Here is a 26,729-nt window from a genome sequence, read left to right as displayed (position 1 = left end):
TTATGATTTGTCTAAACATCTAACGGTGATCTCTTTTCTAATAGATTGTGTTAACTCTTCTGCACCTGCATTATTGCAGCTACTTCCATTACAAATAAGAATGTGATGTTGTGTTTTACTTAAATTCCATGTAGCCACTTTCCTCACTCCCCAGAATATTATTTAGTAAATTCATAGTAACTGCATTCTTTTAAATCGTAATTATTACGTTTTATGATCTTATCTATTTTTTTATTAATTGTCAACTATATCTCGTTAACTTTATTTTCTAAGAAATACGCATAGCTTCTTTTGTTAAATACAGCGTGAGCTTATACTTTATGTAAAAAAAAACGACTGTTTAAGGTCGTTTTCTTTCGTAATTCGTTTAAACTTGTAAATTTCTTATTTCTTTTTCAATATGAGTTTGGTCCAATCCTTCTCCAATAAAAACAAGAACAGGACTATAGTGCCTTTCAGATAGGTATCGTTCAAAAATAGGATCACCTTGAGCATAATTAAATAAATAAAGACCTAGAGATTCATTTAGATGTATGAATCCTTTTATGCGGTAAAGGGAATCTTGAATGTTTTCTAACCAATCTAATAATTTTAGTCTATCTATAGGCTTCTCAATAGAGCAAGTAAATGTCGTGAGATGTAAATGATTGTGTAAATGAGATTCGTGATGATTACTTAACTTATTGTTCCTTAAGCTTTTACTTTCTTCGTTCTCTGAATAAAGCCATGAAAAGTCAATTTTTGCAAAAGCAACCATTGAAATGCGCGCTCGATCATTAATCTGCTCCATATTCTCCTTTACCGAATAGAGAACATGCGAGCTGACTAGATCTTTTTTATTTATAAGTACAATATCTGCATATTTAACTTGTTCTGCCAACAGCTTTTTAAGCTTATTACTTAATCTATTTTCCACCCACTGTTTTGCACTCACAACTGTTATAACCCCTTTAATACGAAGCTTATTAGCTAAAAATGGGTGTGTACAAGCTTCCATTACTTCTAACGGATGAGCGGCACCAGTTGCTTCTATAAAAATGATATCTAATTCATGTTCTTCTAACAGTAAGTTTAATTGCACACTTAACTCTCCCTGTATCGTACAGCAAATACAACCATTTAACATCTCTATAAATGGGGTATCCGAAGGAATGATTGCAGAATCAACACTTACATCCCCCATCTCATTCATCAATACTCCTATTCTTCTACCCTTACTTTTTTCAAATTGGACTAAGTCCTTTAATAGCGTTGTTTTTCCACTGCCCAAAAAACCACTTATGATAATGATGTCAACTTTTTTCGAATCCGTTATTTGCATACTACATTAATTCCTTTCTATCTAATTTCTCTGATCATAATGCGCTATCTTAGATAAAATTAACTTATTTATAGCCACCCCTGTCCCACCATTAATTAAGATTGCGTATTAACTGTTCAAATTCACTTCTAATTTCTGAAACAACCTTTAAATCTTTATTCTGAATAAGTTCAGTCATCATCGATGAGGATGCCATACTAATAGCACATCCCTCTCCTTCAAATGATATATTTTTTATTTTACTTTGTTCAATTTGTAAATAAAGGATCATAACATCCCCACATGTAGGGTTTTTATAATGGATTTTACGTACATCTTCCCCTTCAAGTTTTCCGTAGTTTTGCCTATATTTAGCATGATCCATAACAACCGTGCGATACAGGTCATTAAGCATATTAGTTCCCCTCTCTTTCTCAGAAGCGACATGACATCACAAAACGTAACAGTTACTATTTAAAAACAGTGTAAAGGAAACGATGAATATTATCAAATAGAAAAGGAGCTCTTTTAGATATTTCTCTATTTTAATAAATCATGAATTGATTATTTGTTTATACCTTGATTATTCTGATACAATGCGATAAATTGGAATTTAAATAAGAATGATTCTGATTTAACAATATATCGTGATTTTTTGGGGAGGGGTAGAACATGAAAAATAATTTAAACAACTTAAATTTACCAAATAAAAAAGAACGACACCGACGTTTCGGTTCTGTATCGCCTATAACTGGTAATAAACCGATCAATAAGGATGAAATGATCGACTTACAAAATACCTCTAATGATTTCCTATTTGATTTACAGAGTGTAGGGATTTCCAATGTCCAACATCCGATTACCATCCAATCTGCTCATTCGCCAAAAATCCAAACTACCATAGGTGAATTCAAGATGACTACTAGTTTAGACAGTAATTCTAAAGGAATTAACATGAGTAGATTAACGGAACAACTTGATCAATATCACAGGGAAGGATGGACGGTAGATTTTCAGCATCTTTATAAATTCACAAAAGAACTTGCAGAAAGAATGGATCAGCAATCAGCAGAGATGGAAGTTAATTTCCCTTGGTTTTTTGAAAGGAATGCTCCTCAAAGTGGTAAAACTGGTTTAATGAGAGCGATGGCTTCAATGAAAGTCAACTATGATAAAATAATTGGATTTACACACGAAGCCCAATTATCTGTTGGAATCACCACATTATGTCCATGTTCTAAAGAGATCAGTGAATATAGTGCTCATAATCAGCGAGGGACTGTTACCATAACAGTAGTATTGGAGAATGCTATTCGGTGTGAACAGGATTGGAAGGCAAGCCTGTTATTAGCTGCTGAGTCAAATGCCAGTGCCATGATTCATCCCGTTCTTAAGCGACCAGATGAAAAGTTTGTGACTGAAAAAGCTTATGAAAATCCTAGGTTTGTCGAGGATATGGTGCGACTAGTTGGTGCTGACCTTTATGAAATGGAATCAGTTCAAGCGTTTACTGTAGAATGTCGTAATGAAGAATCCATTCATCTCCATGATGCCACAGCTAAAACTTCATATCAAAAATTGAGATAATATGTAAGTTAAGATAAAGGGAGGGGGTCCCTTCAGAGGTTTTATAACACAAAACCTATTATAAGAAGTTTTGTTATTCTTTCGTTATTAAGTAGTATTTTCTATTTACTCTAAGCTTGGAGTTGGTATGGGAGTAATGGGTCGACTTAAACGTTCTAAAGTTGCCAAGATCTTTATTATTGCTACTATCCAATATATCCTAACGCCATATTGAATTCATATAATTTGTGTTGTCTAGGCCGTATCACATTTTATAATTGCCTTCGTTAAAGTTCATCCGAAAATTATTATTAAGGTCACGTATTAACAAAAAAAACGACACCATTCCTCGTAATGACGAAGAATAGCATCGTTGATAGGTTTATGTATGGTGGAGGTCAGGGGCTCGAACCCTGACTCCACGCTGCAGACAAACACTGTCCCACCATGGTTAGTTCACTGCCCCAAAATACTTTAGAGATTATATTATCGAAACTTAGGATAGCACTATTTAAAGGAAAGTTGCCACTCTTAGTTTTCATCCATTTCATTCATCATGGTGGCTGTAATTGGCAGTTCTTGTAGTGATCTAAAGCCAGTTAGCTCCCTCCATTTCGGGATAGATGCAGTTAGTTGTATGTTTGACATTCGTTGTAGAAATACATTAATAGCAATTTGAGCTTCTACTCGAGCAAGGGTTGAGCCTAAACAAAAATGACTACCATATCCAAATGCAAGATGAGGATTAGGATTTCTTGATATATCGAGTTGATTAGGATTTGTGAACTTTTTCGGGTCGTGATTAACAGCTCCTATAAATATGTACACTTGTTCCCCTTCTCTAATGGTTTTATTATTGATTTCAATATCTTCCGATGCAACACGAGCTGTCATCTGTGTAGGGCTTTCATAGCGTAAAAACTCTTCGACTGCTGTTTTAATAAGAGGTGGGGTTTCCTTTAGCTTCTTTAGTTGGTCAGGATGATTCAATAAAGACAGCATCGAATTGCTAATAAGATTTACCGTTGTTTCATGTCCTGCGATGATAAGTAAAATACAGGTCGCCAGTAATTCTTCGTCTGTTAATTTTTCTCCCTGCTCCGCCTCTTTAATTAGCATACTTATAAGATCATCTTTAGGGTTTTGTTTTCTCTTTTTAATGAGTTCTTTGAAGTAATCTAGTACCTTTAAGGCTGTATCGTTACCATTTACTAGGATATTTCTATCTCGCTTAATATCAATAGTTTGTATTAAGGACACAGTCCATTCTCTAAATTGATTCCTATCTTCTTCTGGTACTCCTACTATTTTAGCTATGACGAGGCTAGTTAAAGGGAACGCTAAATCTGAAACGATATCTATACTTTTCTTATTCTGCACGCGATCAATTAATTCAATAACAGTTTCTTCGATATATGGACGATACTGTTCCACAACTTGCGTGCTAAATACGTTACCTACGAGCTTGCGTAATCGCATATGGTCAGGAGGATTCTTAAAAACCATCATATCATTCTGTATTTTTTTTAGGTCGTTGTATTTTTTTGAAGCCTGAGGTAGCGGGATACGGTTTTTAAATCTTGTATCTTTTAAAATCGCTATCGCCTCGTCATATCCGGTGATATACCAACCTGAATATTTTAATAGAGTTACCTTAGAAACTGGATTTGGAGAGCGTAGTTTATCGTAAAAAGGGTAAGGATCCTTTAAAAATTCAGAAGAATTCAGCGAAAATGGTATTGTTTTTTGAACGTCTAATGTGTAATTTGTGTGTCTCGTCATTTATTTTCCTCCTCATACAAAATACCTTTAGAAGTTAATGTCGCTACGGATTATTGGACCTCTGTCCATCGGCTCGTTACGCTATGCTATCGGTCTCATAAATAACTAAATTATCAACAAGCTACATTATCAGAACCGCTTTTTAAATATTTCGTATCCTTTTTTTGAACGGTTTATCTTTTATTTTTCTGCAGCTAGACTTTCCTTCATTTCCTGTACCGACTCTACTTCAAACCCTAAATCTTGTAACATTTGATGATCTTCTGTATCTTCTTGTCCCTCGGTTGTTAAATAGTCTCCCACAAAGATGGAATTGGCTGCGTATAATCCTAATGGCTGTAAGGAACGAAGGTTAACCTCTCGCCCCCCTGCAATTCGAATTTCCTTTGTAGGATTGATAAAACGAAACAATGCCAAGACTTTCAAGCAATAAACAGGGGTGAGCTCGTTAACCCCTTCTAGTGGGGTACCATCAATCGCATGTAAAAAATTGACCGGGATCGAATCTGCATCTAAGGCTTTTAAACTACGTGCCATATCGATAACATCTTGCTTCGTTTCTTTCATCCCCACAATGACTCCTGAACATGGCGACATTCCAGATTCTTTTGCAACATCTATTGTATTGACTCTATCATCATACGTGTGTGATGTTGTAATGTTTGAATGGTTACTCTTTGAAGTATTAATATTATGGTTGTAGCGATCTACTCCTGCTTCTTTTAGTCGGTCTGCTTGCTCCGGCTTTAAAAGACCAAGACAAGCACAAATTTTCAATCCATAGGTGTCCTTAATTTCTTCAACTGCTTCCACTACCTGATTGACTTCTTTATTAGAAGGTCCTCTACCACTAGCAACGATACAGTATGTTCCTATATTTAAATCATGTGCACGCTTCGCTCCTTTAAGAAGGGTTTCCTTGTCAACTATTCTATAAGAATCAATCGGTACTTGTGCAATGGAAGATTGAGCACAATACCCGCAATTTTCCGGGCATAGTCCAGATTTCGCATTCATTATCATATTAAGTTTTACTTTCTTTCCAAAAAAACGCTTTCTAATTTGAAAAGAAGCGTGCATGAGTAATAGTATATCTTCATCCGGGCTCTCGAGTATTGATAGTGCCTCATTATTCGTTAATTCCTGTTCCTCTAACACTCCTTGCGCAATTTTCATCCATTTATTCACCTTTCTCTACCCCCATCTTATTTAAAAGTAATGATACATCTATGTGTTCCTTTACCATTTGCTGAATACTTTCTTTTGTTAGATCAGTAAGCTTAGGCGTCACACCTAAAATAGGAACACCACATAATTTTTCAATTATTTCAGGACTTGTTCTTTCAGATAGGTCTGCTTTCTCACTTACTCCGTTAATTACAATACCTGCAATACTAAGACCAATGCTTTTTGCGTATTTGACAGTTAGAAATGTGTGGTTGATCGTACCAAGATTAGCCCTAGTCACAATGATGATCGGAAGTTGCAGTACTTTAATTAAATCACTTACTAAGAAATTTTCACCCAATGGTACAGCAATTCCCCCAGCACCTTCTACTATAAAGAAGTCATGTTTTACTCGAATGGTTTCCCAATGACGCACGACCTCTGTCATGTTAACTAGCTTCCCCATCAGTTTTCCCGCAACTAAAGGAGCAAGTGGCTCCTTAAATTCAAAAGGAGTAATATCTTCAGTAGAGAGGGGTGTTTGCGACATCTCCTTCAGTAGACTTGTATCACTTTCTGGATGGTCACGGGAAATACCACTTAAAAATGGCTTAAATACTCCTACATCAACCTCTTTTTCTCTTAATACTGCCGCTATTCCACTAGCTATAATTGTTTTGCCAACGTTTGTATCCGTTCCTGTGACGAAAACACCCTTCATCTAATCATGTTCATCTCCTTTCCTATTAATTTAAATGACTCTAGCAAATAATCTATCTCTTTTGAATTATGTTCAGAGGTTACTGTTAAGCGAATACGACTCTCCCCTTTTGGTACACTGGGTGGACGAATGGCTGGAGCATAGATTCCTTTTTCCTGCAGCTTTTTAGCAATTGTCACTGCCTTTAGGGGATCTCCAATTATTACTGGAATTATCGGTGTATCATTCCCCCTGACCTTATAGCCCATTTCTATTAAACCCGTTTTTATTTGGTTCACGTTTAAAACGAGATGTTTACGTTTTTGCTCACTGTCTAAAATAAGCCCCAATGCGACATACGAAGCAGCGCAGCTCGATGGTGGGATACTGGTTTGAAAAATAAATGTTCTTGCATGATTCAGCAGGAAGTCAATTAGAACCCTCGTTCCAGAGACAAAACCACCTTCTGTGCCCACAGCTTTACTTAGGGTACCAACAACGACATCGGGTATGACATTGAAGTGCTCACTTGTACCTCTCCCATGTCCCCCTAATACTCCTGTTGCATGGGCATCATCAACAATAACGTAGGCTCGATAGTACTTTGCGAGACTCATTATCTTATCTAAAGGTGTAATCGTACCATCCATACTAAATACTCCATCTGTTACAATAAAACGTCGCTCATAAGATTTTGTGGCTTTCAATTTCTCCTCTAGATCAGTCATATCAATATGGTTGTACACAACTGTATCTGCTTTTGAAAGCTGGCAACCATCGATAATACTAGCGTGGTTTAATTGATCACTTAAAAGTACGTCTCCTTTTTCAGGTAAGGAAGTAAGTACGGCGACATTTGCTAAATATCCACTTGAAAATAATAGGGCTGCTTCTGTTTGCTTAAAGCTTGCGATACGTTCTTCGAGCTTCTCATGCCATTCCGTATTACCTGTAGTCATTCTGGAGCCACTACTCCCTACTCCAAACTGATGCAAAATTGTTTCTGCTGCATAGATCAATTGTTTCTCATTCGCCAGACCTAAATAATTATTGGAAGAAAAGATCATTTGTTTCTTCCCATCAATATACATTTCAGGATGAGGCGCAGAGTTCATGGTTCGCAAGTGCCGATACAAACCGGCTTTTTTCGTCTCGTCTAATCGGCCACTTAACCATCCATCAAAGCTCACTACATGTTACCTCATTGATTGCTTCTTTCATGATTGCTACCATGGCTTCCAGTTCTTCTTTTGTGCTGACAAGAGGAGGCATAAATACAATCACATCACCCATTGGTCTGGTTAACATCCCCAACTCTCTCATTTTTAGAGAGACCTGATACCCTACTCGCTTTTCACTAGGATAGGCTTTTTTTGTTTCTCTTGATTGAACGAGCTCTATTCCACACATAAAACCAAGCTGCCTAATATCTCCAACATGTGGGAGGGTATCCAGTTCATGTAGAATTGCATGAAGGGCCTCTGATTTTTGAGCTACTTGCTCAGTGATTTTTTCAGATTCAAACAAACGGATATTTTCAATTGCTACTGCACATCCAAGCTGATTCCCCGTGTAAGAATGGCCATGGAAAAAAGTCTTTAATGTTTGGTAGTCATCATAAAATGCCTCATAAATCTCTTCTGTTGTAAATGTCACTGCAATCGGTAAATATCCACCTGTAATTCCCTTACCAGCTGCCATTAAATCAGGTTGAACCCCCTCATGGTCACAGGCAAACATCTTTCCTGTCCGACCAAAGCCCGTGGCAACTTCATCAACGATCATTAAGACATCATATTTAGTACATAGCTCACGGACACCAGCTAAAAAACCTTCGGGCATCACGGTTATCCCCCCAGCCCCTTGGACCATCGATTCAATCGAAAGTGCAGCTATTTCTTCGTGGCTTTTAACGAGTAGCTGTTCGAGGGTTTGTAAACATTCATCACGACATTGAGCAGGATCGTCCAATTCCGAGCGATACACGTTCGGAATTGGTGCGTTAAAACTCTCAAACATTAAAGCACCATATACTTTGTTAAAAAGATCAATGGAACCAATACTTACTGCACCAACCGTATCGCCGTGATAACCATTTTTCATCGATATAAATTTTTGTTTCTCTGGTCTTCCTATGTTCTTCCAATATTGAAAAGCCATTTTTAAAGCAATTTCCATGGCTTCTGCTCCACTATCAGAATAAAAAACGCGTGTCAATTTTTCAGGACTTAATTCTATTAATTTTTCAGCAAGCTTAGTTGCGGGAACATTCGTCATGCCTAGTAATGTTGAATGAGCAATCTTTTCTAGCTGATTTTTAATTGCATTATCTAACTCTTTTTTTCGATGCCCGTGTACATTAAGCCAAACAGAAGAAAATCCATCAAAGTATTCCTTACCATGAATGTCTTTTACTTTAATCCCATCACCACTTTCAATAATTAAGGGGTCCTCATCATAATCTTTCATCTGAGTAAATGGTAACCAAAGGTGTTTTTTGCTTATTTCAATTAATTCATGTGTCAATGTCTTCTTCCTCCCATTCGATAAAAATTGGCTTTTGCACTAAATAGTTGATGTATGTAGTTAAATCTCTTTTACCATCAACAAAGAAGATGCGACAGCCTTGCTCATCTCCATATTCTTTTAACTTTGTAATACGTTGATAACCGAGCTTTTTATTGGCAACATATCCGGTAACATAATCAGGGTCATCTGACCAACATAATTCTGCGATCGTTGAAGGATGGTCGCATACCTTTGTTGCCAGAGCAAGCGCCTCCCTTACTCTGGAACTTTTCGGCTGATTGTTCTCGTCAGTCCACTTCTCAAAATTAGGATTCAACCAATCCATTCTGGAAACTCGGACCCCTTTTTCTGAATTATTATCAATCCGTTCACCCGAATGAATATCAAATAATATAGCTCCTCTAATACTCGAATATTCAGGTATTTGTTTATATGCTTTATCAATAATTTTTCTCGGCACACCTGATTTTTCTAACATAGCCCGTGCCAAAGCTTTTCCATTTTCTACTGTTTCTACTTCATTTGTTTCGACCCTTAATGGCTTAACTAGCTTTATAGATTCATTTAAAGATTCAAACTGAATTTGCATAAAGTCCGGTTTTCCTCTTGAGTGAGTTAAAGCCTTTTCCAACAAGGCATTCACTGATTGTTTTATATTGCTATAGGTTGAAAGTACTTCCCCACCAGAAATATGTTTTTCAGCCTTTTTAAGTACTGTATTCTTAGCAGCTCTCATTCTAACACTATAATATTCCTCCTCTTGCATACCATCGATCCTCCCCTTTGTAATCCTTAACTCAACCTCCACTTCAATCGTCAACTTATTTTATTTAATGGTTTACAATCAACTATATGATTTTTAATTTTTTTTGTCAATCCCTGCAAAAGGAGAAGAAAGATACAACATAGTTATTCAACTAAGAATTCTAATTATGTTTGATTTATCAATAGTTGTAACTAGGTCACCCAGTTTCTCTAAAACACAAAAATGCCCTCTGTTTAAAGAGAGCAAAGAGGGATAAACCTTTCCCTTGATTCAATTAATAAAACCCGGCTCCCTCTTAGAAGAACGGGCATAAAGACACTTTAACTGCCTAATGCTAATGGTGCACAACACGAAAAAATATAAAACGACACGATTCCTCGCATCTGCGAAAAACCGTGTCGTTGATAACATATGTATGGTGGAGCCAAGGGGGCTCGAACCCCTGACCTCCACGCTGCCAGCGTGGCGCTCTCCCAGCTGAGCTATGGCCCCAAAATGAAAGTCATATAAATGTGACTCACAATTTTAAATTATAATGTTTTTCCAGCCAATAATCAACCCTTTTATTTTTATTCGAAAATAATAAATAAAATATACCAGGCGAAACCTGCGATAATTGAAGCTATGAGACCTGATAAAACATTTTCTTTCAAAACTTTTTTATGTTTGATGGCATCAAAAACAACCCAACCTCCAAACATCGTAATCGTAAAAATAATTGCTTGGAACATGACGGTCCCTCCTCACTTTTACTATCGTACCAAAATGGTGAATGTTTTGCATTACATTTAGTCAATAATGTAAGAAGAGAAACAGATAAAGGAGAAAAATGATGTTTCGAGAAACGTTACTCATGAAGTTTTACACGAATAGATTGTTGCTTCTAAAAGTTGTCGCCGCTTTGCTTATGTTTGTATGGGCAATAGGTTTAATCATGCATAGCATTGAGCCAGAAGAATTTCCAATGATTTTTGATGGTATATGGTGGGCAATCGTGACAATTTCCACGGTAGGTTACGGTGATTTTGTTCCTGAAAGTGTTTTTGGAAGAATGATTGGAATTTCTTTAATCCTAGTAGGGATTGCTATTTTTTCATTTTTTGTGACCAATCTGGCTACCTCTACTATTTTAATTAAAGAGCAGAATGAAAGAGGGCTTGGCATGTATAAAAAAAATAACCATCTCCTTGTGATTGGGTGGAATGAGCGCAGTCGACTACTCTTAGAGGAAACGCATGAACTCAATCCTTCACAAGAGCTTGTTCTTATAGACGAAACACTTCAGGTTTTACCGAAAAACTATTCCTTTGTTCGTTATATTAGAGGGAATCCCGGACAGGATGAAACGCATCTTCGTGCCAACACAAAACAAGCAAAAACTGTCGTCATTACCGCAAACCTCCATATTGAGGAGCGTCAGGGTGACGCAAATACCATTTTAACGTTAATAACGTGTAAGGGGATAAATCCTGAGCTTTACGCCATAGTAGAGCTCGTCACAGAAGCTCAAGTCACGAATGCTAAACGAGCCGGTGCGGATGAAATTATTAAAGCTTCTCAGCATGTTAGTTTATTGCTTATGAACGGTACACTATTCCACGGAATAACAGATGTGATTTCAAAAATGTTGGACCATGATCAAATGGATCATTTGGGGCTTGCCCAGTTATCGGAAGAATTGGTAGGAAAAACGTTTGAAAAGGCGATCGAAACCCAAGAAGATAAGGATCAATTTTTGTTAGGTATTCGCAGGGAGGGGGAAAATACACTTCACCCCCCTAAACATTTTATCTTAAAAAGAAAAGATGAGATAATTTATGTAAAAAGATAACTTCAATTTAATGGTGCAATGAGCTCTTCGCTGTTATTCTTTGGATTATTTACCTGCGTACTTACTTCATAGGCGCCCATTTTATGTTCATAGGGAAGCAAGATTCCTTTTAATAATTCATGATCTTGAATGGAAGGATCTAACCAAGCTTCCCGATTTCCTTCCTCTAAAATAACCGGCATCCGATCATGGATTTGCCCCATAAACGAATTCGGCTTGGTTGTAATAATGGTACAAGATACAATTTCTTCATCCTCAGATTGCCATCGATCCCATAATCCCGCAAATGTAATCAGGTTGTTTTCAGTTGTTACTCGAAAAGGTTTTTTAACATCCCCTTCTCTTTTCCATTCATAAAAACTATCAGCAATGATTAAACATCTTCGGCGGGTCAGTAATCGTTTGAATGCGGGTTTTTCATCAAGGCTTTCTCCACGAGCATTAATCATTTTAAAACCTATTTTTTTATCTTTTGCCCAAGATGGTACAAGCCCCCACTTTAGAAACCCTGCTTTCATGCCATCTTTACCGGCAACCAAACTCAATACATCTTGTGATGGGGCAACATTAAAACTTCCTTCAATCTCTGGAAAAACAATACCGAATTCTGCTTCTAATTGTTCTTTACTGGCTGTCAAAGTAAAACGTCCACACATACAATCATCACCTCAATTTTAATGGATGGTTTTTATTGACTCTTTTTCTAGTATGTATCATTTTAACATACCCAACACTCTCAGGACCGGAGAAAAATAGCTTTCCCCAGCCTGAGGTATCAGTTTCACCAGCTACTTTGCTTCTTCATCAACAGGAGTTTTAGGTTCAGGTCTTTTTCCAAATAATAAGTCATTCCACGGATCTCTATATACCGGTTTCTCATCTGTCTTTTCTTCGACAGGCCCTGCTTTTACTTCTTCTTTTGCCTCAGAAGTATTCTCATTTATTGATTCTTTTTTCAAATAGGGAGCAGATTCTTTTTTGTTAGCCACTTTTTTCACCTCTTTCGTACATTTCACTAAAAATTAGAAGGACATTTCAGTTACATTATATTCATAGAAATGAAAAAGTGATTCCCCACTTTAAAAATGTTATTCTCTATTGAATTTTCAAATACAATTTTTTATCTTCATTTAACACGATTAGCCTTATGGTTAGACAGGAACAATTTAATTATTTTTTATTAGTTTTCTTCAGTAGCCCAATCAAAATCTTATTTACTGCCATAGGATGCAAGTGTAAGTGAAATACAAAAATATTAAATAAAGGAGAGGTTTTCATGAGTGCAGGATATGCAGGCGGAGGCTTTGCTTTAATCGTTGTATTGTTCATTCTATTAATTATCGTAGGTGCATCTTGGTACGGTGGCGGAGTAGCCGCATACTAATTTTAAAAATGGCATATAGATAAAAAACATGAACTTCCCTTCTGCCTCAGTAAGAAGGGTAATTCCCTTCTTACTGAGGCAGAAGAAAAACAAGTAGAGTCTTTTGAAGAAACTTGTTATTTATACTTTCATACCTTTTAGAAGCCTTCACGGAATATGTGAAGGCTTTTCATATTATTTTACTTATTACCATTTAATTACGAGGTGAAATATGAACACCATTTATCAACACTTCTTCAAGTTCACGTACATATTCCTTTCCCGTATTCACCCATTCTTGCGGGAATTCTGCATCAGGGTCTTCTGGTTCAGAAAATTGATTGAGAAGTGGGTTTGGATCATGAACATCCTCATCAAGTCCGTCTTCGTATTTATGGGCAAGGAGAAATGGACGTTCGATGGTTACATTTACTCCTTTCATATCTAACTCTTCTCCCTCAACTGGTCGGAACGGCACTCTTACAAAAAGGTAAGATCCATCACTCTCCATTTCATAATCAAAATGGCCGTGATCGTATTCCCATCCTCCTCCAATCACATATCCTAACGGCTTTAATTTATTTTCTAGATCCATAAGCTTATATGTTTGGTCCTCTAACACTGATTTTATTTCAATCATTAGTAAAGCCTCCTTCATTGGACTTATAAAACTGTTCCACAAGTTCTCTTTTAACTAGTGTTCCCATCGAGGTGGACATATGCAATTTAAATTGCGAAGAATCAATTGTAAAATAATGGGGGGTCTGACCCCTTTTCACGAATTAAAAAACCCGTCTTCTCGTGAAAGAAAGACAGGCTGGTATACCTTTTAGTTTTCATCTAATCGTTTTTCAAGTTCTGCTTTCTCTTTTTCAAATCCTGGTTTACCTAGAAGTGCAAACATATTCTTTTTGTATGCTTCTACACCTGGTTGATCGAATGGATTTACTCCTAACAAATAACCGCTTAATGCGCATGCTTTTTCAAAGAAATAGATCAGGTGGCCAAAATTGTATTCGTTAATCTCAGAAATGTTTACAATCAAGTTTGGTACTCCACCGTCTAAATGAGCGAGAAGTGTTCCTTCATAGGCTTTATCATTCACGAAGCTCATTGTCTTTCCAGCTAAATAGTTCAAGCCGTCTAAATCACTGTCAGCCTCTTCAATCATAATTTCTTCTTTTGTAGAACCAACGTGTAAAACAGTCTCAAAGATATCGCGACGTCCGTCCTGAACATACTGTCCAAGGGAATGAAGATCCGTGGAGAAGTCTGCTGCTGCCGGGAAAATTCCTTTTTGGTCCTTCCCTTCACTTTCTCCAAACAATTGTTTCCACCATTCACTGACATAGTGAAGCGAAGGCTCGTAATTGACCATAAGTTCCACTGTTTTCCCTTTGTTGTATAGAGCATTTCTTACTGCTGCATACTGATAAGCCTCATTTGACTTCAAATCAGGGCTGCTGTATTCTTTGCGAGCTGCTGCTGCCCCATTCATCATGGCTTCAATGTCTAAACCTGCTGCGGCGATCGGTAAAAGACCAACCGCTGTAAATATAGAGAAACGACCCCCTACATCATCAGGAATAACAAACGTTTCAAAACCTTCTTCTGTCGCTAGTTGCTTTAATGCCCCTTTTTCCTTGTCTGTTGTCGCGTAAATACGTTTACGAGCTTCTTCTACACCGTATTTTTTCTCGACATAGTCGCGGAAAATTCTAAAAGCGATTGCTGGTTCAGTCGTTGTACCTGACTTGGAGATAACATTAATCGATACGTCTTTTCCTTCGATTACTTCAAGTAAATGACGAACATATGTTGAACTGATATTATTTCCTACATAAAAAATTTGTGGCGTTTTTCTTGCGCCTTTTTTAAGTTCATTATAAAAAGTATGTGTAAGTGCATCAATTGCCGCTCGAGATCCTAAATATGAACCACCAATACCGATTACTAAAAGAACGTCTGAGTCCGATTTGATTTTCTCTGCTGATTTTTGAATGCGTGCAAATTCTTCTTTATCATAATCTACAGGTAAATCAATCCATCCTAAAAATTCGTTCCCTACACCTGTTCCTTGGTGAAGTGCTTCATGCGCGGATTTCACTGCATCTTGCATATAATCCACTTCGTGTTCAGCTAAAAATGATGCTGCTTTTGAATAATCAAAGTGTAACGTTTTTGTCATAGGACACTCTCCTCCATTTAATTACTGCTTTCATTCTCACTTTATTAAAACAAGCTTAAATAAGCAAGTAAACTTTTCATATTTTTACCTATTATACAAAAGCTTGACCGCCTTTACAGCAGTAGCACCTACACAAAGAACGTAGGTGCTACTGGATTAAAGGTTTATATTTGTTATAGAGATGCCCTTAAAATAGACAACACATCTTCTTTGTTTAACTTATTAAAATTACCGAACTCGCCATTAATCATTGCTTTGTCAGCGATTTTATCTAACTGACTGTCATCAATGTCATAATCGGCCAAGTGGCTAGGTGCACCTAAAGATGTCCAGAACTCTTCAAGTTTTTGAATGGATAGTTCCGCTAATTCCTGATTACTTTTCCCTTCAGGATCAATACCCCAAACGCGAGTAGCCAGATTTATCAGCTTTTGCTCTCCCAGCTTCTGATGATGCTTCATCCACTGCGGGAAGAGAATTGCCAGGCCACCTGCATGGGGAATATCATACACAGCAGATACCGCGTGCTCAATGTTGTGAGAAGCCCAATCTCCGTGTGTCCCCATTTGCAGTGTGCCATTTAGCGCAATCGTACCTGAGTAAAGAATTGTTTCGCGAAGTTCCGTGTTTTCCAAGTCTTTTACGAGCTTTGGACCCGCTTCAATCACTGTGTGCAACACCGCTTCACACAATCTCTCTTGTAATGGTGTATTTGTTTCTTGGTGAAAATATTGTTCTAATACATGCGTCATCATATCAACGATTCCGTAAATCGTATGATCCTTTGGAACCGATACCGTGTTTTGTGCATCAAGAATTGAAAATTTAGGGAAAACAAGTGGACTTCCCCAGCCGTATTTCTCCTGGGTCTCCCAATTCGTAATCACAGAACCAGCATTCATTTCTGATCCTGTCGCCGCTAATGTTAAGATAGTTCCAAATGGCACAGCGTCTTTTGGTGTTTCTTTCTTTGTCACTAAGTCCCAAACATCTCCATCATATTTTGCTCCCGCAGCAATTGCTTTCGTGCAGTCGATCACACTTCCGCCACCAACAGCTAAAATAACGTCAATGTTTTCTTTTTTACAAATATCTACTCCGCGGTGAACAGAAGACAATCGAGGATTCGGTTCAACACCAGAAAGTTCACTCACTTCAAAATTATTTTTTGTTAATAATGATGTAACCTCTTCATGAAGACCGTTTTTCTTAATGCTGCCTCCTCCATAAACGAGAAGTACTTTATTACCGTATGGTTTTAGTTGGTTAACGAGTTGTTCTTGCACTTGTCCTTTTCCAAAAATCAAGCGAGTTGGATTTTGATAAACAAATGAATTCATCTTTATAACGCTCCTTTTAATACTATTTAAATGAACCGGAATTTTTCATGCTATCCAGCTTAAGTACTCACACGAAAACATGCTTGCACCATTCACATTATCTCTTAGATATTCCCTAAATAGCAAAGATTACGTTTTTTCTTTATGATTTTTAATTAGCAGCTACCTTCACGCCGCACGTATCAAGGGAAAAGCACCCTTGATACTTAAATGATGGCGGCGGAAGCTGACGCTGTATTTAATAAAATACGCTTTGCATTTTTCTTAGATATGAATAATTCAACGTTACTTAAAGCACTCTATAAAAAGAAGCTCACTTGCTTCGAGTTAGTAAATAATTTACCCCTTATAAGGAGGTGAGGAACGCATGAACGGAATCCAACGAACAGCGCTTGTTTTAACGATCATTGGTGCAGTGAACTGGGGCTTAATCGGATTTTTCAGATTTGACCTCGTCGCTGCTATGTTTGGTGGGCAGGCAGCTGGATTTTCACGTTTCATTTATGCCCTCGTAGGACTGGCAGGATTGTATTGTATCTCTATTTTATTTAAACCAGATGCAGAGGTAGAAAGAAGTCCCGAACCGCAAGGCAGATAGTTGTTTCTGGCCAATTGGAGATTATGTAAATGAACCATTCGAATGTTTGCATTTTAGTCTATCCATTCATCTGACTAGTTTGAACAGAAGGATGACACAGAAAAAAGAGGTAGCCCATTATGAGCTGCCTCTTTATCATTTAAAGAAAAGTAATTATTTTTTGATGCGTTTGTTGAGATCCGCTTGAATCTCGTTAGACTGCTTTAACCAGTCTTTAAGCTTGTCTTCAAGCGTGTTGAACCCTTGTGGTTGGCTTTGCTGACTGCTACCGCCGCGTTTGTTGCCTCCGCCCCCACGTGGAGCTCCGCCACCCTGTGGACGAGGACGCTCAGTGCGTTCAGGTTTAGGTTGAGTTTCTTTGATAGATAAAGAAATCTTACCAGATTCCTCATCAATAGAAAGCACCTTAACTTTCACTTCGTCTCCTACAGTAAGTTGCTCATTAATATCTTTAACATACCCATGAGCTATATGAGAGATGTGAACAAGACCTTGTTTTTTTTCATCTAACGCAACAAAGGCACCGAATGGCTTGATCCCTGTTACTTTTCCTTCAACGATACTTCCTACTTCATACTGACCTGACATGAAAACAACTCCTAATTATTTATTAACTGTGTAATTATAACATAGGAATACGATGATGACAAAAATTTTATTTATTTTCTCATTCATTTTTTTCCTTGACACGCACTTGCGTTCACTTTATAGTGAATAACGCCCTTATATATAGGGGAAAAATAAGAATGTTTTTCATATGCAGGAGGAATCAGTATGTCAAAAAACACGGAACAATGGTCTTCGAAACTAGGATTTATATTAGCTGCAGCAGGATCTGCTATCGGTTTAGGGGCTATTTGGAAGCTTCCTTATGTAGCAGGAACGAGCGGTGGCGGAGCTTTTTTCCTCATCTTTTTATTATTTACCGTACTTCTAGGTCTTCCTTTACTATTGGCGGAGTTCACCATTGGTCGTCATACACAAAAAGAGGCCGTTACTGCTTACCGTACCATTGCACCTCACTCAAAGTGGCACTGGATTGGAAGATTAGGTATCGTCACCTCATTTCTACTTCTTTCCTTTTATAGTGTAGTTGGTGGATGGATTCTTATCTATTTATTTAGAGCTTTCACATTAAATATAGAGGGAATGACTCCGGATCAATTCGGGGGTATGTTCCAAGAAACAATTGCCAACCCTGCTTTAGCAATATTTGCACATTTTATTTTTATGCTGTTAACAATACTAGTTATACAAATGGGTGTTTCAAAGGGTATCGAGCGATCATCAAAAATAATGATGCCAGCTTTGTTCCTATTATTTATCGTCATTGTTATACGATCGCTAACACTTGATGGGGCAATGGAAGGGGTTCGTTTTTTCTTGCTCCCTGACTTTTCTTCGGTAACTGGCGAGACCGTTTTATTCGCTTTAGGACAAGCTTTCTTTTCATTAAGTCTAGGTGTCTCAATCATGGTTACCTACAGTTCCTATTTAAAATCCAAAGAAAGTTTACCAAAATCAGCGACATCCATCGTTGCCTTGACCATTTTTATATCCATATTAGCCGGGCTTGCTATTTTCCCTGCTGTATTTGCTTTTGGTTTAGAGCCTACCGAAGGACCACCATTAATTTTCATTGTCTTACCAGCTGTATTTTCTAGTATTCCATTTGGAAATATATTCTTTATTTTGTTTATGGCACTACTCCTTTTCGCTACTTTGACTTCGGCCTTTTCGTTATTAGAAATAATCGTAGCATCGATTACAAAAGGTAATGAAGCGAAACGAAAAAGAGCAGCATGGATTTCCGGTTTACTCATTTTTATTATGGGTGTACCATCCGCTTTATCCTATGGAATCCTGGCAGACACGCTGTTTTTCGGATTAACTTTCTTTGATTTTCTTGATTACCTTGTTAGCAATATCCTTCTACCCTTAGGTGCTTTATTAATTGCTATATTTGTACCGATTAAAATAAAAAAGAAGACCCTTTTCGATGAACTTTCGAAAGGATCTTCCATAAAAAAAGTATGGTTTAATGTTTGGTATGTATTACTAAAATATATAACTCCAGTAGCCATTATCATCGCATTTTTACATGTTATTGGGATTATTTAAATCGTGTAATATTCCGTATATTTTTATATTACAGGGTCATACTAAAGGCTGTATACAACCTAGTATTCCCCCTTTTTGTGAAGAGTCCTCGTATACACGGACTCTTCGCTTTTTTTATAATAAAAACGCGTAGCGTCTTTTATTAAATACAGCGTTATCTTTCGCCACCCCGAGTAGCACCTACGTAGTGCGTGTAGGTGCTACTCGAAAGGAGGTGGGTTTCCCTTGACACGCGTGGCGTAAAGATAGCTGTCAGCTTATAAATTCTACTTTTAATAAAAACGCGTAGCGTCTTTATTTCACTCTCTTATTAATAAACCTATCTATCCGCTCTACCGCTTCTTCCAACTGATTCATAGAGGCAGCATAGGAGCATCGAATATGGCCTTCTCCACCTTGACCGAATACATCTCCCGGAACAACCGCTACACGTTCTTCCACTAGAAGTTTCTCTGCAAATTGTTCAGAGGTGAATCCCGTTTTAATGATAGAAGGAAACACGTAAAAAGCTCCCCCAGGGTTGTGACAGGTTAATCCGATTTCTCGAAAAGATTTAACGACATAATTTCTCCTTTGACGGTAACTTGTAATCATTTCTTCCATCTCATCTCGCCCATTAGTCAATGCCTCTAATGCTGCGTATTGTGCCATTGTCGAAGCACACATCATGGAATATTGATGAATTTTCAGCATAGCTTTCGCATAGGTAGAAGGGGCAGTGACATATCCAACTCTCCAGCCAGTCATGGCAAAAGCTTTGGAAAAACCTGAAATTAAGATTGTTCTATCACGCATCCCTTTAATAGAAGGGACACTCACGTGCTCTGTGTCATAGGTTAACTCCGCGTAGATCTCATCGGACAGCACCACAAGGTCATGTTCACACACGACACGTGCAATCGATGCTAATGCCTCTTCACCCATAATAGAGCCAGTTGGATTACTAGGGAAAGACAGCATAACCGCTTTTGTCTTGTCCGTGATTCTCTCCTCTATCATTTTCGAAGTCACTTCAAAATTCGTATCTAAAGACGTTGGAACGGAAACAGGAACCCCTCCAACAAGAGAAACTAATGGCGCGTATGATACAAAGCAAGGTTCCACAATTAATATTTCATCGCCTGGATTAACAATGGCCCTTAACGCTAAATCAATACCTTCACTTGCCCCGACAGTCACGACAATCTCATCTTCCGGGTTATAACTAACATCAAAACGTCTTTCTAAATATTGAGCAATCGCTTCTCGAAGCTCAATCATTCCTGCATTTGCAGTATACGATGTTAAGCCACGTTCAAGGGAATGAATACTTGCTTCTCGAACATTCCAAGGGGTGGAATAATCCGGCTCTCCAACACCTAGTGAAATAATGTTATCCATCTTTGAAGCTAAATCAAAAAATCTTCGGATTCCAGAAGGTTTAATACTATTTACTGCTTCCGATAACTGTGTTTTGTGATCTGTTTTCATGGTACTCATGGAGAAACCACCATTCGATGATCTCCATCCTCTTCCGCTTCAAACACAACCCCATCATGCTTATACTTCTTCAATTGAAAATGGGTCGTCGTAGAGATAACTGAATCGAGCGTTGATAATTTTTCTGAAACAAATTTTGCTGTATCTGACATGGAACGACCTTCGATGACTACGGAGAGGTCATAGGTTCCTGACATTAAGTACAAAGCTTTTACTTCTTTAAAACGATAAATCCGTTCTGCTACTTCATCAAAGCCAACCCCTCTTTTTGGCGTAACTTTCACATCAATCATCGCAGTCACATTCTCCGTAACATCTACCTTACTCCAATCAATTATCGCTGAATAACCTAAGATTATTTTTCTCTTCTTCATATTTGCCAACATTTCAGAGACGTTTTCCAAAGAGGTGTCTAACATTTTCGCAAGTTTACTCTCTGACATTCGTCCTTCTTTTTCAATAAGTAATAATAGTTCTCTTTCCTTCTCAGTCATCATGTTTACCCTCCATTGTTTCTGTATAATGCGCATTCAAGTTAAATTCCGGTTCATATATACCTGGAACACTTCAAACCATCTAATATTCGTTTTATATTTGTTCTATAGGGAATGATACATGTAAATCTTCATTATACCAACCATCATACATTCTTTTCTATGATCGACTTCTATATATTTTACACGACACAGCTCTGCCATACTAGAGCAAATATTCACTTTATTAAGAAAAACGCATAGCGTCATTTGTTAAAACTTAGAGTCTTTTATACCCCAGCGGAAATCATCTGCCTATAGCGGATTCGAGCACCTCTGTTCATTGAAAAAAAAACAATCTCTTAAATAGAAAGGGAGCTTTGTCTGATACCTGAAAGGAGCTAGCACGATGCACAATAGTAACGACAACCCGCATGTGACTGAATATCAACATGTAGCTATTATACTCGTAGATATGATTAATGATTTCGATTTTCCTGAAGCAGATATGCTTTTTGAATCCGCATTACCTGCTGCTAAAAACATTGCTAATTTAAAAAAACAAGCAAAAGAGCTAGACATTCCCGTACTATATGTAAATGACAATTACGGACGCTGGCAATCTGATTTTCCGGCACTGGTGGATCACTGCAAAGATCGGACAGACTATGGTAAAAAGATAACAGAATTAATTGAACCCGAGGATAATGATTATTTTATTCTTAAACCTCAATACTCTGGATTTTTCATGACTCCATTAGAATTATTACTGGACTATTTAAATGTTAAATCGTTGATTATTACAGGTGTCGCAGGAAATATGTGTGTACATTTCACTGCCAACGATGCATTTATGAGAGGCTATAAACTATATATCCCATCAGATTGTACAGCATCTAACAGAAATAAGGACAACAAAGAAGCACTCGATCTCATGAGTGAAGTTCTCCATGCTAATATAGACCACTCTAAAAATTTAAATCTAAAAACAATTAAATATGAATGGACTGATGAGTCTGGCAAAACCATCGACAAAAATTAGAAAGCCTCTCTACACGTTTACGAGGGGCTGAGGTGACAATTGTTACTATTTCAGCCCCACTAGTTTAAGCGCCCTTTACGTTGTATGCTGCGCAATTTCTTTTTTGTGGAAAAGAAAAATTGTTCCTATTAAAATCCCTATTATAAGGACAAGCGTGAATGCTAGATTAAGTCCGAATCCACTACCTACCTGTCCAGTCTGATACAAACTTTGACTATGACTGGTAAGCATCGCAGGTGAGAGTGACATCAGATCCGGAGTGAGGGAACTTAACAAACTTAAAACAACTGTTAATCCGAGACCCGCAAAAGCAACAAAAGCTGTGCTGTTTAGCAATGCACTTAAACATAAAATCACTGTCATTACAAAGGCAATCCATATACCATAGATAATCCCTCCATATATTAAATCAGCAATCACCATCTTTTCAATTAATAGAAAAGTGTAATACACTGCTGCAATATATCCCATAGCATAGGAACCTAAAGAAATGCATAACAGATGGGCCCATTTAGCCGTCAAATAATTCGTGTAAGAAACAGGTTTTACTAAAACCATTATTTGTGTACCATGATTCTTTTCTTTCGCGACAATGCCCATATAAGCTAAAACAAGAACAAGGAATCCAATTTGACCAAACTGACCTAACGTCGCCGTTATCACTTCTGCGCCAGTAGGGATAGGAAGATCCATCACTGCCCCTTCTGGAAGTCCGCCAAATTGTCCAATAATATCAGCAAAGTAATAGGACGTAACCGGTTGCGTTATCCCTAACAAAATAAAGACAACAGGAATCCATGGATCCTAGGAGCAGGCGGAGGAGGAATGGATGAGATGCTTCTAGGGTTGATGGAGGATGTTGCAGTGGAATCAATAGATTATCAGATTATCATTGATAAAGAAACATTCTATCAAACAGAAGCAACAATCAATATGGTCATGGGAATGGATATTATGTACCAGAGCATTACAATCGATCAGGATACTCATATGACACTCTCGGAGTTTAATGAATTAGAGCCCATAGAAATTACTCAAGAAGTTCTCGATAATGCAACAGAAATGTCCGAAGATGAGCTAATGGGTAGCGGCTTTTAATTTGAATTCAAGTCGCAATTAAAAATAAAAAAGGTAGGAAGCACACGACCGGTGCTCCTACCTTTTTTTATACTTATTATAGATTAAGGACTAGTACTTTATCACGTAGCATAGAATCGATACTTCTTCCGATCCCTTGTACACCTTGTCCCGAGTTTTTAACTCCTAAGAACGGAAAGTGATCCGGTCCTCGAGATGTTTTACCATTCACCTGAACAGTTCCAACATCAAGACGATCTGCAATTATAAAAGCACCCTCTAAGTTCTTTGTGAAAATGCTTGCTTGTAGACCATACTCATTTCGCTTCTCTAGATCAATAGCTTCTAATTCATTAGAAACTCTCATGATTGGTAAAACTGGACCAAACTGCTCTTCCCAAGCAATTCTCATATCTTCCGTAACATTGTCAAGTAAAGTTGGACCAAGCAAATTACCGTCAACAATCCCTTTAGTTACGATTGTTGCACCTTTTTCAACTGCATCATCAATCAAGGAAATAACATAATCAGCAGATTTTTGATCAATCATAGGTGTGATATCTACTTCTTCAGTTGATTTCCCTACTTTTAATTTTGTAATATTAGCTTTTATATTTTCAACAAGTTCGTCCGCAACCTTATCGATTACCATCACACGTTTAATAGCTGTGCAACGTTGACCGGAATAACTTAATGAACCACTTACAATCTCTTTTGCTGCTTTAACTAGATCTGCATCTTCTAAGACGATTGCAGGGTCCTTACCGCCTAACTCAAGCACTACTGGAATCATTGATGCTTTCTTTGCAATATGTTGACCAGTAGCTGTACCACCAGTAAAAGTAATCATATTTACTTTCGGATGAGTAACGATAAGATCACCAATTACTGAACCTCGTCCTGTAACCACGTTTACGACGCCTTCTGGTAATCCGGCATTTACTAAAGCCTTAATCATAAGAAGTCCACTGATAGCTCCTTGTGTAGCTGGCTTAAAGACCACTGTGTTTCCTGTAATAAGCGCAGGAGCAATTTTAGATGCTGCTAAGTTTACAGGATAGTTAAATGGAGATATAGCTAGAACAACTCCATGAGGAACTTTTTGAACCATCGCTTTAGTTTGCTTAGAAGCACCAGGAAATGCATCCCCTTGAATGAAGCTTCCGTGAGTGCGAAGACCTTCTTCTGCAGTATGTCTAATTAATTGAGCTGTACGTTTCACTTCACTCTTTGAAGCAGATAATGTTTTTCCAACTTCTAAATGAATCATTTCACCAATCTCATCAGTCATCTTTTCAAGCTCTTCAGCCCACTTGTGAAGAAGACCAGATCTTTCGTGACCATCTGTTGCTGCCCAATTCTCCTGAACATCAGCAGTCTTATCCACTGCACGATTAACTTCGTCTTGAGACATTGCAGGAACTTCCCCTACAACAGAGCCGTCATCCGGCGAGATAATTTGAACAGTGTTTCCCGTGTCACTGCTCTTCCATTCATTGTTATAAAGATATGGATGAATTTTCACTTCTTTTTGTACACTCATGCAAAATCTCTCCTTTAAGTTTTTATAATAATTAAATTAATAGGACGAATGTTTATAATTAAATCATTTGTAAACACTTACAAGCAAGTCATATGCTCAAAATACTTTAAATAATTAAAAAACTTACAAAACTTACAAGCAAAGATATTAAATATCTGTACAAAAAAAGCCTACCTTTTTATAGGTAAACTGAATAAATATAATGGTGAGCCATGAAGGACTCGAACCTTCGACCCTCTGATTAAAAGTCAGATGCTCTACCAACTGAGCTAATGGCTCTCTATTTGCTTGTGTATGATCGATGAATCTGTTCGTTATCTTTTCTTTAAAATTGGTGACCCGTACGGGATTCGAACCCGTGATACCGCCGTGAAAGGGCGGTGTCTTAACCGCTTGACCAACGGGCCACTATAGATAAAAAGTGGCGGAGAAGGAGGGATTTGAACCCTCGCGCCGCTCACACGACCTACACCCTTAGCAGGGGCGCCCCTTCAGCCACTTGGGTACTTCTCCTTAATGGCTCCACAGGTAGGATTCGAACCTACGACCGATCGGTTAACAGCCGATAGCTCTACCACTGAGCTACTGTGGAATAATGGTGGGCCTGAGTGGACTCGAACCACCGACCTCACGCTTATCAGGCGTGCGCTCTAACCGGCTGAGCTACAGGCCCATTAAGGAATACATACATAGAAATGGAGCGGGTGATGAGAATCGAACTCACATCATCAGCTTGGAAGGCTGAGGTTTTACCACTAAACTACACCCGCTTAATATAAAAATATAATGTTTGTTATTTAGAAGGTACCTATGTATGGGTATGACTTGTCCTAAATAACTATATCTATCAAGTTTTAATGATTATTTAGAATTATGGAAGTATGTTCCTGGAGCGGAAGACGAGATTCGAACTCGCGACCCCCACCTTGGCAAGGTGATGTTCTACCACTGAACTACTTCCGCAATAAATAATGGCAGGGCTAGCAGGATTCGAACCTGCGGGTCACGGAATCAAAATCCGATGCCTTACCGCTTGGCTATAGCCCTATATTTTTATTTGTTTTAATTTTTAATGGGGCGGCTGATGGGAATTGAACCCACGAGTGCCGGAATCACAATCCGGTGCGTTAACCACTTCGCCACAACCGCCATTATAATAAATATGGCAGGGGTAGCAGGAGTCGAACCCGCATCAAAGGTTTTGGAGACCTTCGTTTTACCATTAAACTATACCCCTATAACATGGTGGAGGGGGGCAGATTCGAACTGCCGAACCCGAAGGAGCGGATTTACAGTCCGCCGCGTTTAGCCACTTCGCTACCCCTCCATATTTTCTTATCGATAAGTTACGAATCTCTTCGTCAACTTCTTTTAACTTCTTTTTAATTATAAAATGGCGGTCCCGACGGGATTCGAACCCGCGATCTCCTGCGTGACAGGCAGGCATGTTAACCGCTACACCACGGGACCTTGATTTAAATAGATAAAAAATGGAGGAGGAAGAGGGATTCGAACCCCCGCGGGATTTGACTCCCCTGTCGGTTTTCAAGACCGATCCCTTCAGCCAAACTTGGGTATTCCTCCAAAAATAATTATGGTAGCGGCGGAGGGGATCGAACCCCCGACCTCACGGGTATGAACCGTACGCTCTAGCCAGCTGAGCTACACCGCCATAACATTAATAATAGATAATATATTTTAAAATATTGGTGGAGCCTAGCGGGATCGAACCGCTGACCTCCTGCGTGCAAGGCAGGCGCTCTCCCAGCTGAGCTAAGGCCCCAACATTAATTAAAATATTTACGCCCAGCGGCGTCCTACTTTCACAGGGGGAAACCCCCAACTATCATCGGCGCTGGAGAGC

At 38.2% G+C, this 26,729-nt stretch carries 26 protein-coding genes, 16 tRNA genes and 1 pseudogene; 7 read left to right on the top strand and 36 right to left on the bottom strand.

Annotation, left to right across the window (positions count from 1 at the left end; all coding sequences use genetic code 11):
- Positions 1-9 precede the first annotated feature (9 nt).
- From ACHABW_RS19230 to sufU, 3 genes and pseudogenes are all read right to left on the bottom strand, one after another.
- Positions 10-138, bottom strand: a pseudogene (locus ACHABW_RS19230) ((2Fe-2S) ferredoxin domain-containing protein); the annotation flags it as partial.
- 229 nt (positions 139-367) lie between these two features.
- The gene (locus tag ACHABW_RS19225) at positions 368-1,321 is read right to left on the bottom strand and encodes a CobW family GTP-binding protein (RefSeq protein ID WP_435757669.1); all 954 of its coding nucleotides are present in this window, start codon (positions 1,319-1,321) and stop codon (positions 368-370) included.
- A gap of 91 nt (positions 1,322-1,412) precedes the next feature.
- The gene (sufU, locus tag ACHABW_RS19220; protein ID WP_435757667.1) at positions 1,413-1,715 is read right to left on the bottom strand and encodes a Fe-S cluster assembly sulfur transfer protein SufU; all 303 of its coding nucleotides are present in this window, start codon (positions 1,713-1,715) and stop codon (positions 1,413-1,415) included.
- A gap of 257 nt (positions 1,716-1,972) precedes the next feature.
- On the opposite strand from sufU, the gene folE2 reads away from it, so the two are divergent.
- A complete protein-coding gene (gene folE2, locus ACHABW_RS19215) occupies positions 1,973-2,887 on the top strand; it encodes a GTP cyclohydrolase FolE2 (protein ID WP_435757665.1) in 915 nt (304 codons plus the stop codon).
- 510 nt (positions 2,888-3,397) lie between these two features.
- Here folE2 and ACHABW_RS19210 read toward each other — a convergent pair.
- The 8 genes from ACHABW_RS19210 to ACHABW_RS19175 form a co-directional block, all read right to left on the bottom strand.
- Positions 3,398-4,648 (bottom strand): cytochrome P450, encoded by a 1,251-nt coding sequence (locus ACHABW_RS19210; protein ID WP_435757664.1) that lies wholly within the window; start codon positions 4,646-4,648, stop codon positions 3,398-3,400.
- A gap of 180 nt (positions 4,649-4,828) precedes the next feature.
- Entirely contained in the window at positions 4,829-5,836 is a 1,008-nt protein-coding gene (gene bioB / locus ACHABW_RS19205) for a biotin synthase BioB (RefSeq protein ID WP_435757662.1), read from the bottom strand.
- Positions 5,829-6,536 (bottom strand): dethiobiotin synthase, encoded by a 708-nt coding sequence (gene bioD, locus ACHABW_RS19200; protein WP_435757660.1) that lies wholly within the window; start codon positions 6,534-6,536, stop codon positions 5,829-5,831. The genes bioB and bioD overlap by 8 nt, the downstream gene beginning before the upstream one ends.
- On the bottom strand, positions 6,533-7,705 hold the full coding sequence (gene bioF, locus ACHABW_RS19195; RefSeq protein WP_435757658.1) for an 8-amino-7-oxononanoate synthase: 1,173 nt from the start codon (positions 7,703-7,705) through the stop codon (positions 6,533-6,535). Before bioF ends, bioD begins: the two co-directional genes overlap by 4 nt.
- On the bottom strand, positions 7,695-9,041 hold the full coding sequence (gene bioA / locus ACHABW_RS19190) for an adenosylmethionine--8-amino-7-oxononanoate transaminase (protein ID WP_435757656.1): 1,347 nt from the start codon (positions 9,039-9,041) through the stop codon (positions 7,695-7,697). Before bioA ends, bioF begins: the two co-directional genes overlap by 11 nt.
- Entirely contained in the window at positions 9,031-9,810 is a 780-nt protein-coding gene (gene bioW / locus ACHABW_RS19185) for a 6-carboxyhexanoate--CoA ligase (protein WP_435757654.1), read from the bottom strand. Before bioW ends, bioA begins: the two co-directional genes overlap by 11 nt.
- Positions 9,811-10,226: 416 nt before the next feature.
- Positions 10,227-10,302 (bottom strand) — tRNA-Ala (locus tag ACHABW_RS19180).
- A 77-nt stretch (positions 10,303-10,379) separates the two neighbouring features.
- Positions 10,380-10,541, bottom strand: coding sequence for a hypothetical protein (locus ACHABW_RS19175; protein ID WP_183041234.1), 162 nt, complete (start codon positions 10,539-10,541; stop codon positions 10,380-10,382).
- Positions 10,542-10,639: 98 nt separating this feature from the next.
- Here ACHABW_RS19175 and ACHABW_RS19170 point away from each other — a divergent pair, with 98 nt between their 5' ends.
- A complete protein-coding gene (locus tag ACHABW_RS19170; RefSeq protein ID WP_435757652.1) occupies positions 10,640-11,641 on the top strand; it encodes a potassium channel family protein in 1,002 nt (333 codons plus the stop codon).
- Between the two features lie 2 nt (positions 11,642-11,643).
- Here ACHABW_RS19170 and ACHABW_RS19165 read toward each other — a convergent pair whose 3' ends face one another.
- Together ACHABW_RS19165 and ACHABW_RS19160 are read right to left on the bottom strand one after the other, a co-directional pair.
- Positions 11,644-12,297 carry an SOS response-associated peptidase gene (locus ACHABW_RS19165; protein WP_435757648.1) on the bottom strand — a complete coding sequence of 218 codons (654 nt, stop codon included), beginning with the start codon at positions 12,295-12,297 and terminating at the stop codon, positions 11,644-11,646.
- Between the two features lie 132 nt (positions 12,298-12,429).
- Complete coding sequence (locus ACHABW_RS19160) at positions 12,430-12,630, bottom strand: hypothetical protein (protein WP_435757646.1); 201 nt, start codon at positions 12,628-12,630, stop codon at positions 12,430-12,432.
- A 287-nt stretch (positions 12,631-12,917) separates the two neighbouring features.
- On the opposite strand from ACHABW_RS19160, the gene ACHABW_RS19155 reads away from it, so the two are divergent.
- Positions 12,918-13,025, top strand: coding sequence for a YjcZ family sporulation protein (locus ACHABW_RS19155; protein ID WP_435757644.1), 108 nt, complete (start codon positions 12,918-12,920; stop codon positions 13,023-13,025).
- Positions 13,026-13,218: 193 nt separating this feature from the next.
- Here the strand turns inward: ACHABW_RS19155 and ACHABW_RS19150 are convergent, their stop codons facing one another.
- The 3 genes from ACHABW_RS19150 to ACHABW_RS19140 form a co-directional block, all read right to left on the bottom strand.
- A complete protein-coding gene (locus tag ACHABW_RS19150) occupies positions 13,219-13,644 on the bottom strand; it encodes a YugN family protein (protein ID WP_435757642.1) in 426 nt (141 codons plus the stop codon).
- A gap of 189 nt (positions 13,645-13,833) precedes the next feature.
- Positions 13,834-15,192, bottom strand: a complete 1,359-nt coding sequence (locus tag ACHABW_RS19145) for a glucose-6-phosphate isomerase (RefSeq protein ID WP_435757640.1) — start codon at positions 15,190-15,192, stop codon at positions 13,834-13,836.
- Positions 15,193-15,365: 173 nt separating this feature from the next.
- Positions 15,366-16,532 (bottom strand): iron-containing alcohol dehydrogenase, encoded by a 1,167-nt coding sequence (locus tag ACHABW_RS19140; protein WP_435757638.1) that lies wholly within the window; start codon positions 16,530-16,532, stop codon positions 15,366-15,368.
- A gap of 367 nt (positions 16,533-16,899) precedes the next feature.
- Here ACHABW_RS19140 and ACHABW_RS19135 point away from each other — a divergent pair, with 367 nt between their 5' ends.
- Entirely contained in the window at positions 16,900-17,130 is a 231-nt protein-coding gene (locus tag ACHABW_RS19135; protein WP_110938965.1) for a DUF378 domain-containing protein, read from the top strand.
- Between the two features lie 153 nt (positions 17,131-17,283).
- Here the strand turns inward: ACHABW_RS19135 and yugI are convergent, their stop codons facing one another.
- Positions 17,284-17,718, bottom strand: coding sequence for a S1 domain-containing post-transcriptional regulator GSP13 (yugI, locus tag ACHABW_RS19130; RefSeq protein WP_110938964.1), 435 nt, complete (start codon positions 17,716-17,718; stop codon positions 17,284-17,286).
- Between the two features lie 186 nt (positions 17,719-17,904).
- Between yugI and ACHABW_RS19125 the strand changes: the two genes are divergently transcribed.
- A complete protein-coding gene (locus ACHABW_RS19125; protein ID WP_435757635.1) occupies positions 17,905-19,251 on the top strand; it encodes a sodium-dependent transporter in 1,347 nt (448 codons plus the stop codon).
- Positions 19,252-19,545: 294 nt separating this feature from the next.
- Here ACHABW_RS19125 and ACHABW_RS19120 read toward each other — a convergent pair whose 3' ends face one another.
- Positions 19,546-20,730: an aminotransferase gene (locus ACHABW_RS19120; RefSeq protein ID WP_110938962.1), complete on the bottom strand. Its 1,185-nt coding sequence runs from the start codon at positions 20,728-20,730 to the stop codon at positions 19,546-19,548.
- Positions 20,727-21,224 (bottom strand): Lrp/AsnC family transcriptional regulator, encoded by a 498-nt coding sequence (locus tag ACHABW_RS19115; RefSeq protein WP_110938961.1) that lies wholly within the window; start codon positions 21,222-21,224, stop codon positions 20,727-20,729. Before ACHABW_RS19115 ends, ACHABW_RS19120 begins: the two co-directional genes overlap by 4 nt.
- Before the next feature lie 388 nt (positions 21,225-21,612).
- Here ACHABW_RS19115 and ACHABW_RS19110 point away from each other — a divergent pair, with 388 nt between their 5' ends.
- Positions 21,613-22,245 (top strand): cysteine hydrolase family protein, encoded by a 633-nt coding sequence (locus tag ACHABW_RS19110; protein WP_435757633.1) that lies wholly within the window; start codon positions 21,613-21,615, stop codon positions 22,243-22,245.
- 75 nt (positions 22,246-22,320) lie between these two features.
- Here the strand turns inward: ACHABW_RS19110 and ACHABW_RS19105 are convergent, their stop codons facing one another.
- Positions 22,321-23,022, bottom strand: coding sequence for an ABC transporter permease (locus ACHABW_RS19105; RefSeq protein WP_435757631.1), 702 nt, complete (start codon positions 23,020-23,022; stop codon positions 22,321-22,323).
- 48 nt (positions 23,023-23,070) lie between these two features.
- Here ACHABW_RS19105 and ACHABW_RS19100 point away from each other — a divergent pair, with 48 nt between their 5' ends.
- Positions 23,071-23,343 carry a DUF6612 family protein gene (locus ACHABW_RS19100; protein WP_435757629.1) on the top strand — a complete coding sequence of 91 codons (273 nt, stop codon included), beginning with the start codon at positions 23,071-23,073 and terminating at the stop codon, positions 23,341-23,343.
- Positions 23,344-23,419: 76 nt separating this feature from the next.
- Here the strand turns inward: ACHABW_RS19100 and ACHABW_RS19095 are convergent, their stop codons facing one another.
- The 16 genes from ACHABW_RS19095 to ACHABW_RS19020 form a co-directional block, all read right to left on the bottom strand.
- Positions 23,420-24,865 carry an NADP-dependent glyceraldehyde-3-phosphate dehydrogenase gene (locus ACHABW_RS19095; RefSeq protein ID WP_435757627.1) on the bottom strand — a complete coding sequence of 482 codons (1,446 nt, stop codon included), beginning with the start codon at positions 24,863-24,865 and terminating at the stop codon, positions 23,420-23,422.
- A 203-nt stretch (positions 24,866-25,068) separates the two neighbouring features.
- Positions 25,069-25,144, bottom strand: a tRNA-Lys gene (locus tag ACHABW_RS19090).
- Between the two features lie 53 nt (positions 25,145-25,197).
- Positions 25,198-25,272, bottom strand: a tRNA-Glu gene (locus ACHABW_RS19085).
- A 15-nt stretch (positions 25,273-25,287) separates the two neighbouring features.
- A tRNA-Ser gene (locus tag ACHABW_RS19080) sits at positions 25,288-25,378 on the bottom strand.
- A gap of 4 nt (positions 25,379-25,382) precedes the next feature.
- Positions 25,383-25,457, bottom strand: a tRNA-Asn gene (locus ACHABW_RS19075).
- 4 nt (positions 25,458-25,461) lie between these two features.
- Positions 25,462-25,538 (bottom strand) — tRNA-Ile (locus ACHABW_RS19070).
- Between the two features lie 23 nt (positions 25,539-25,561).
- Positions 25,562-25,635, bottom strand: a tRNA-Gly gene (locus tag ACHABW_RS19065).
- Between the two features lie 118 nt (positions 25,636-25,753).
- Positions 25,754-25,828 (bottom strand) — tRNA-Gly (locus tag ACHABW_RS19060).
- A 9-nt stretch (positions 25,829-25,837) separates the two neighbouring features.
- Positions 25,838-25,912: transfer RNA gene (locus ACHABW_RS19055), tRNA-Gln, on the bottom strand.
- A 26-nt stretch (positions 25,913-25,938) separates the two neighbouring features.
- A tRNA-His gene (locus ACHABW_RS19050) sits at positions 25,939-26,014 on the bottom strand.
- A 14-nt stretch (positions 26,015-26,028) separates the two neighbouring features.
- Positions 26,029-26,102 (bottom strand) — tRNA-Trp (locus ACHABW_RS19045).
- A gap of 6 nt (positions 26,103-26,108) precedes the next feature.
- Positions 26,109-26,192 (bottom strand) — tRNA-Tyr (locus tag ACHABW_RS19040).
- 67 nt (positions 26,193-26,259) lie between these two features.
- Positions 26,260-26,335: transfer RNA gene (locus ACHABW_RS19035), tRNA-Asp, on the bottom strand.
- A gap of 21 nt (positions 26,336-26,356) precedes the next feature.
- A tRNA-Ser gene (locus ACHABW_RS19030) sits at positions 26,357-26,449 on the bottom strand.
- Between the two features lie 11 nt (positions 26,450-26,460).
- Positions 26,461-26,537 (bottom strand) — tRNA-Met (locus ACHABW_RS19025).
- 35 nt (positions 26,538-26,572) lie between these two features.
- A tRNA-Ala gene (locus ACHABW_RS19020) sits at positions 26,573-26,648 on the bottom strand.
- Positions 26,649-26,729 lie beyond the last annotated feature (81 nt).

Source organism: Salipaludibacillus sp. CF4.18, from assembly GCF_051262595.1.
GTDB lineage: Bacteria > Bacillota > Bacilli > Bacillales > Salisediminibacteriaceae > Salipaludibacillus > Salipaludibacillus neizhouensis.
Note: the sequence above shows the minus strand (reverse complement) of the source record. Positions and strands in the feature narration are given on the sequence as shown.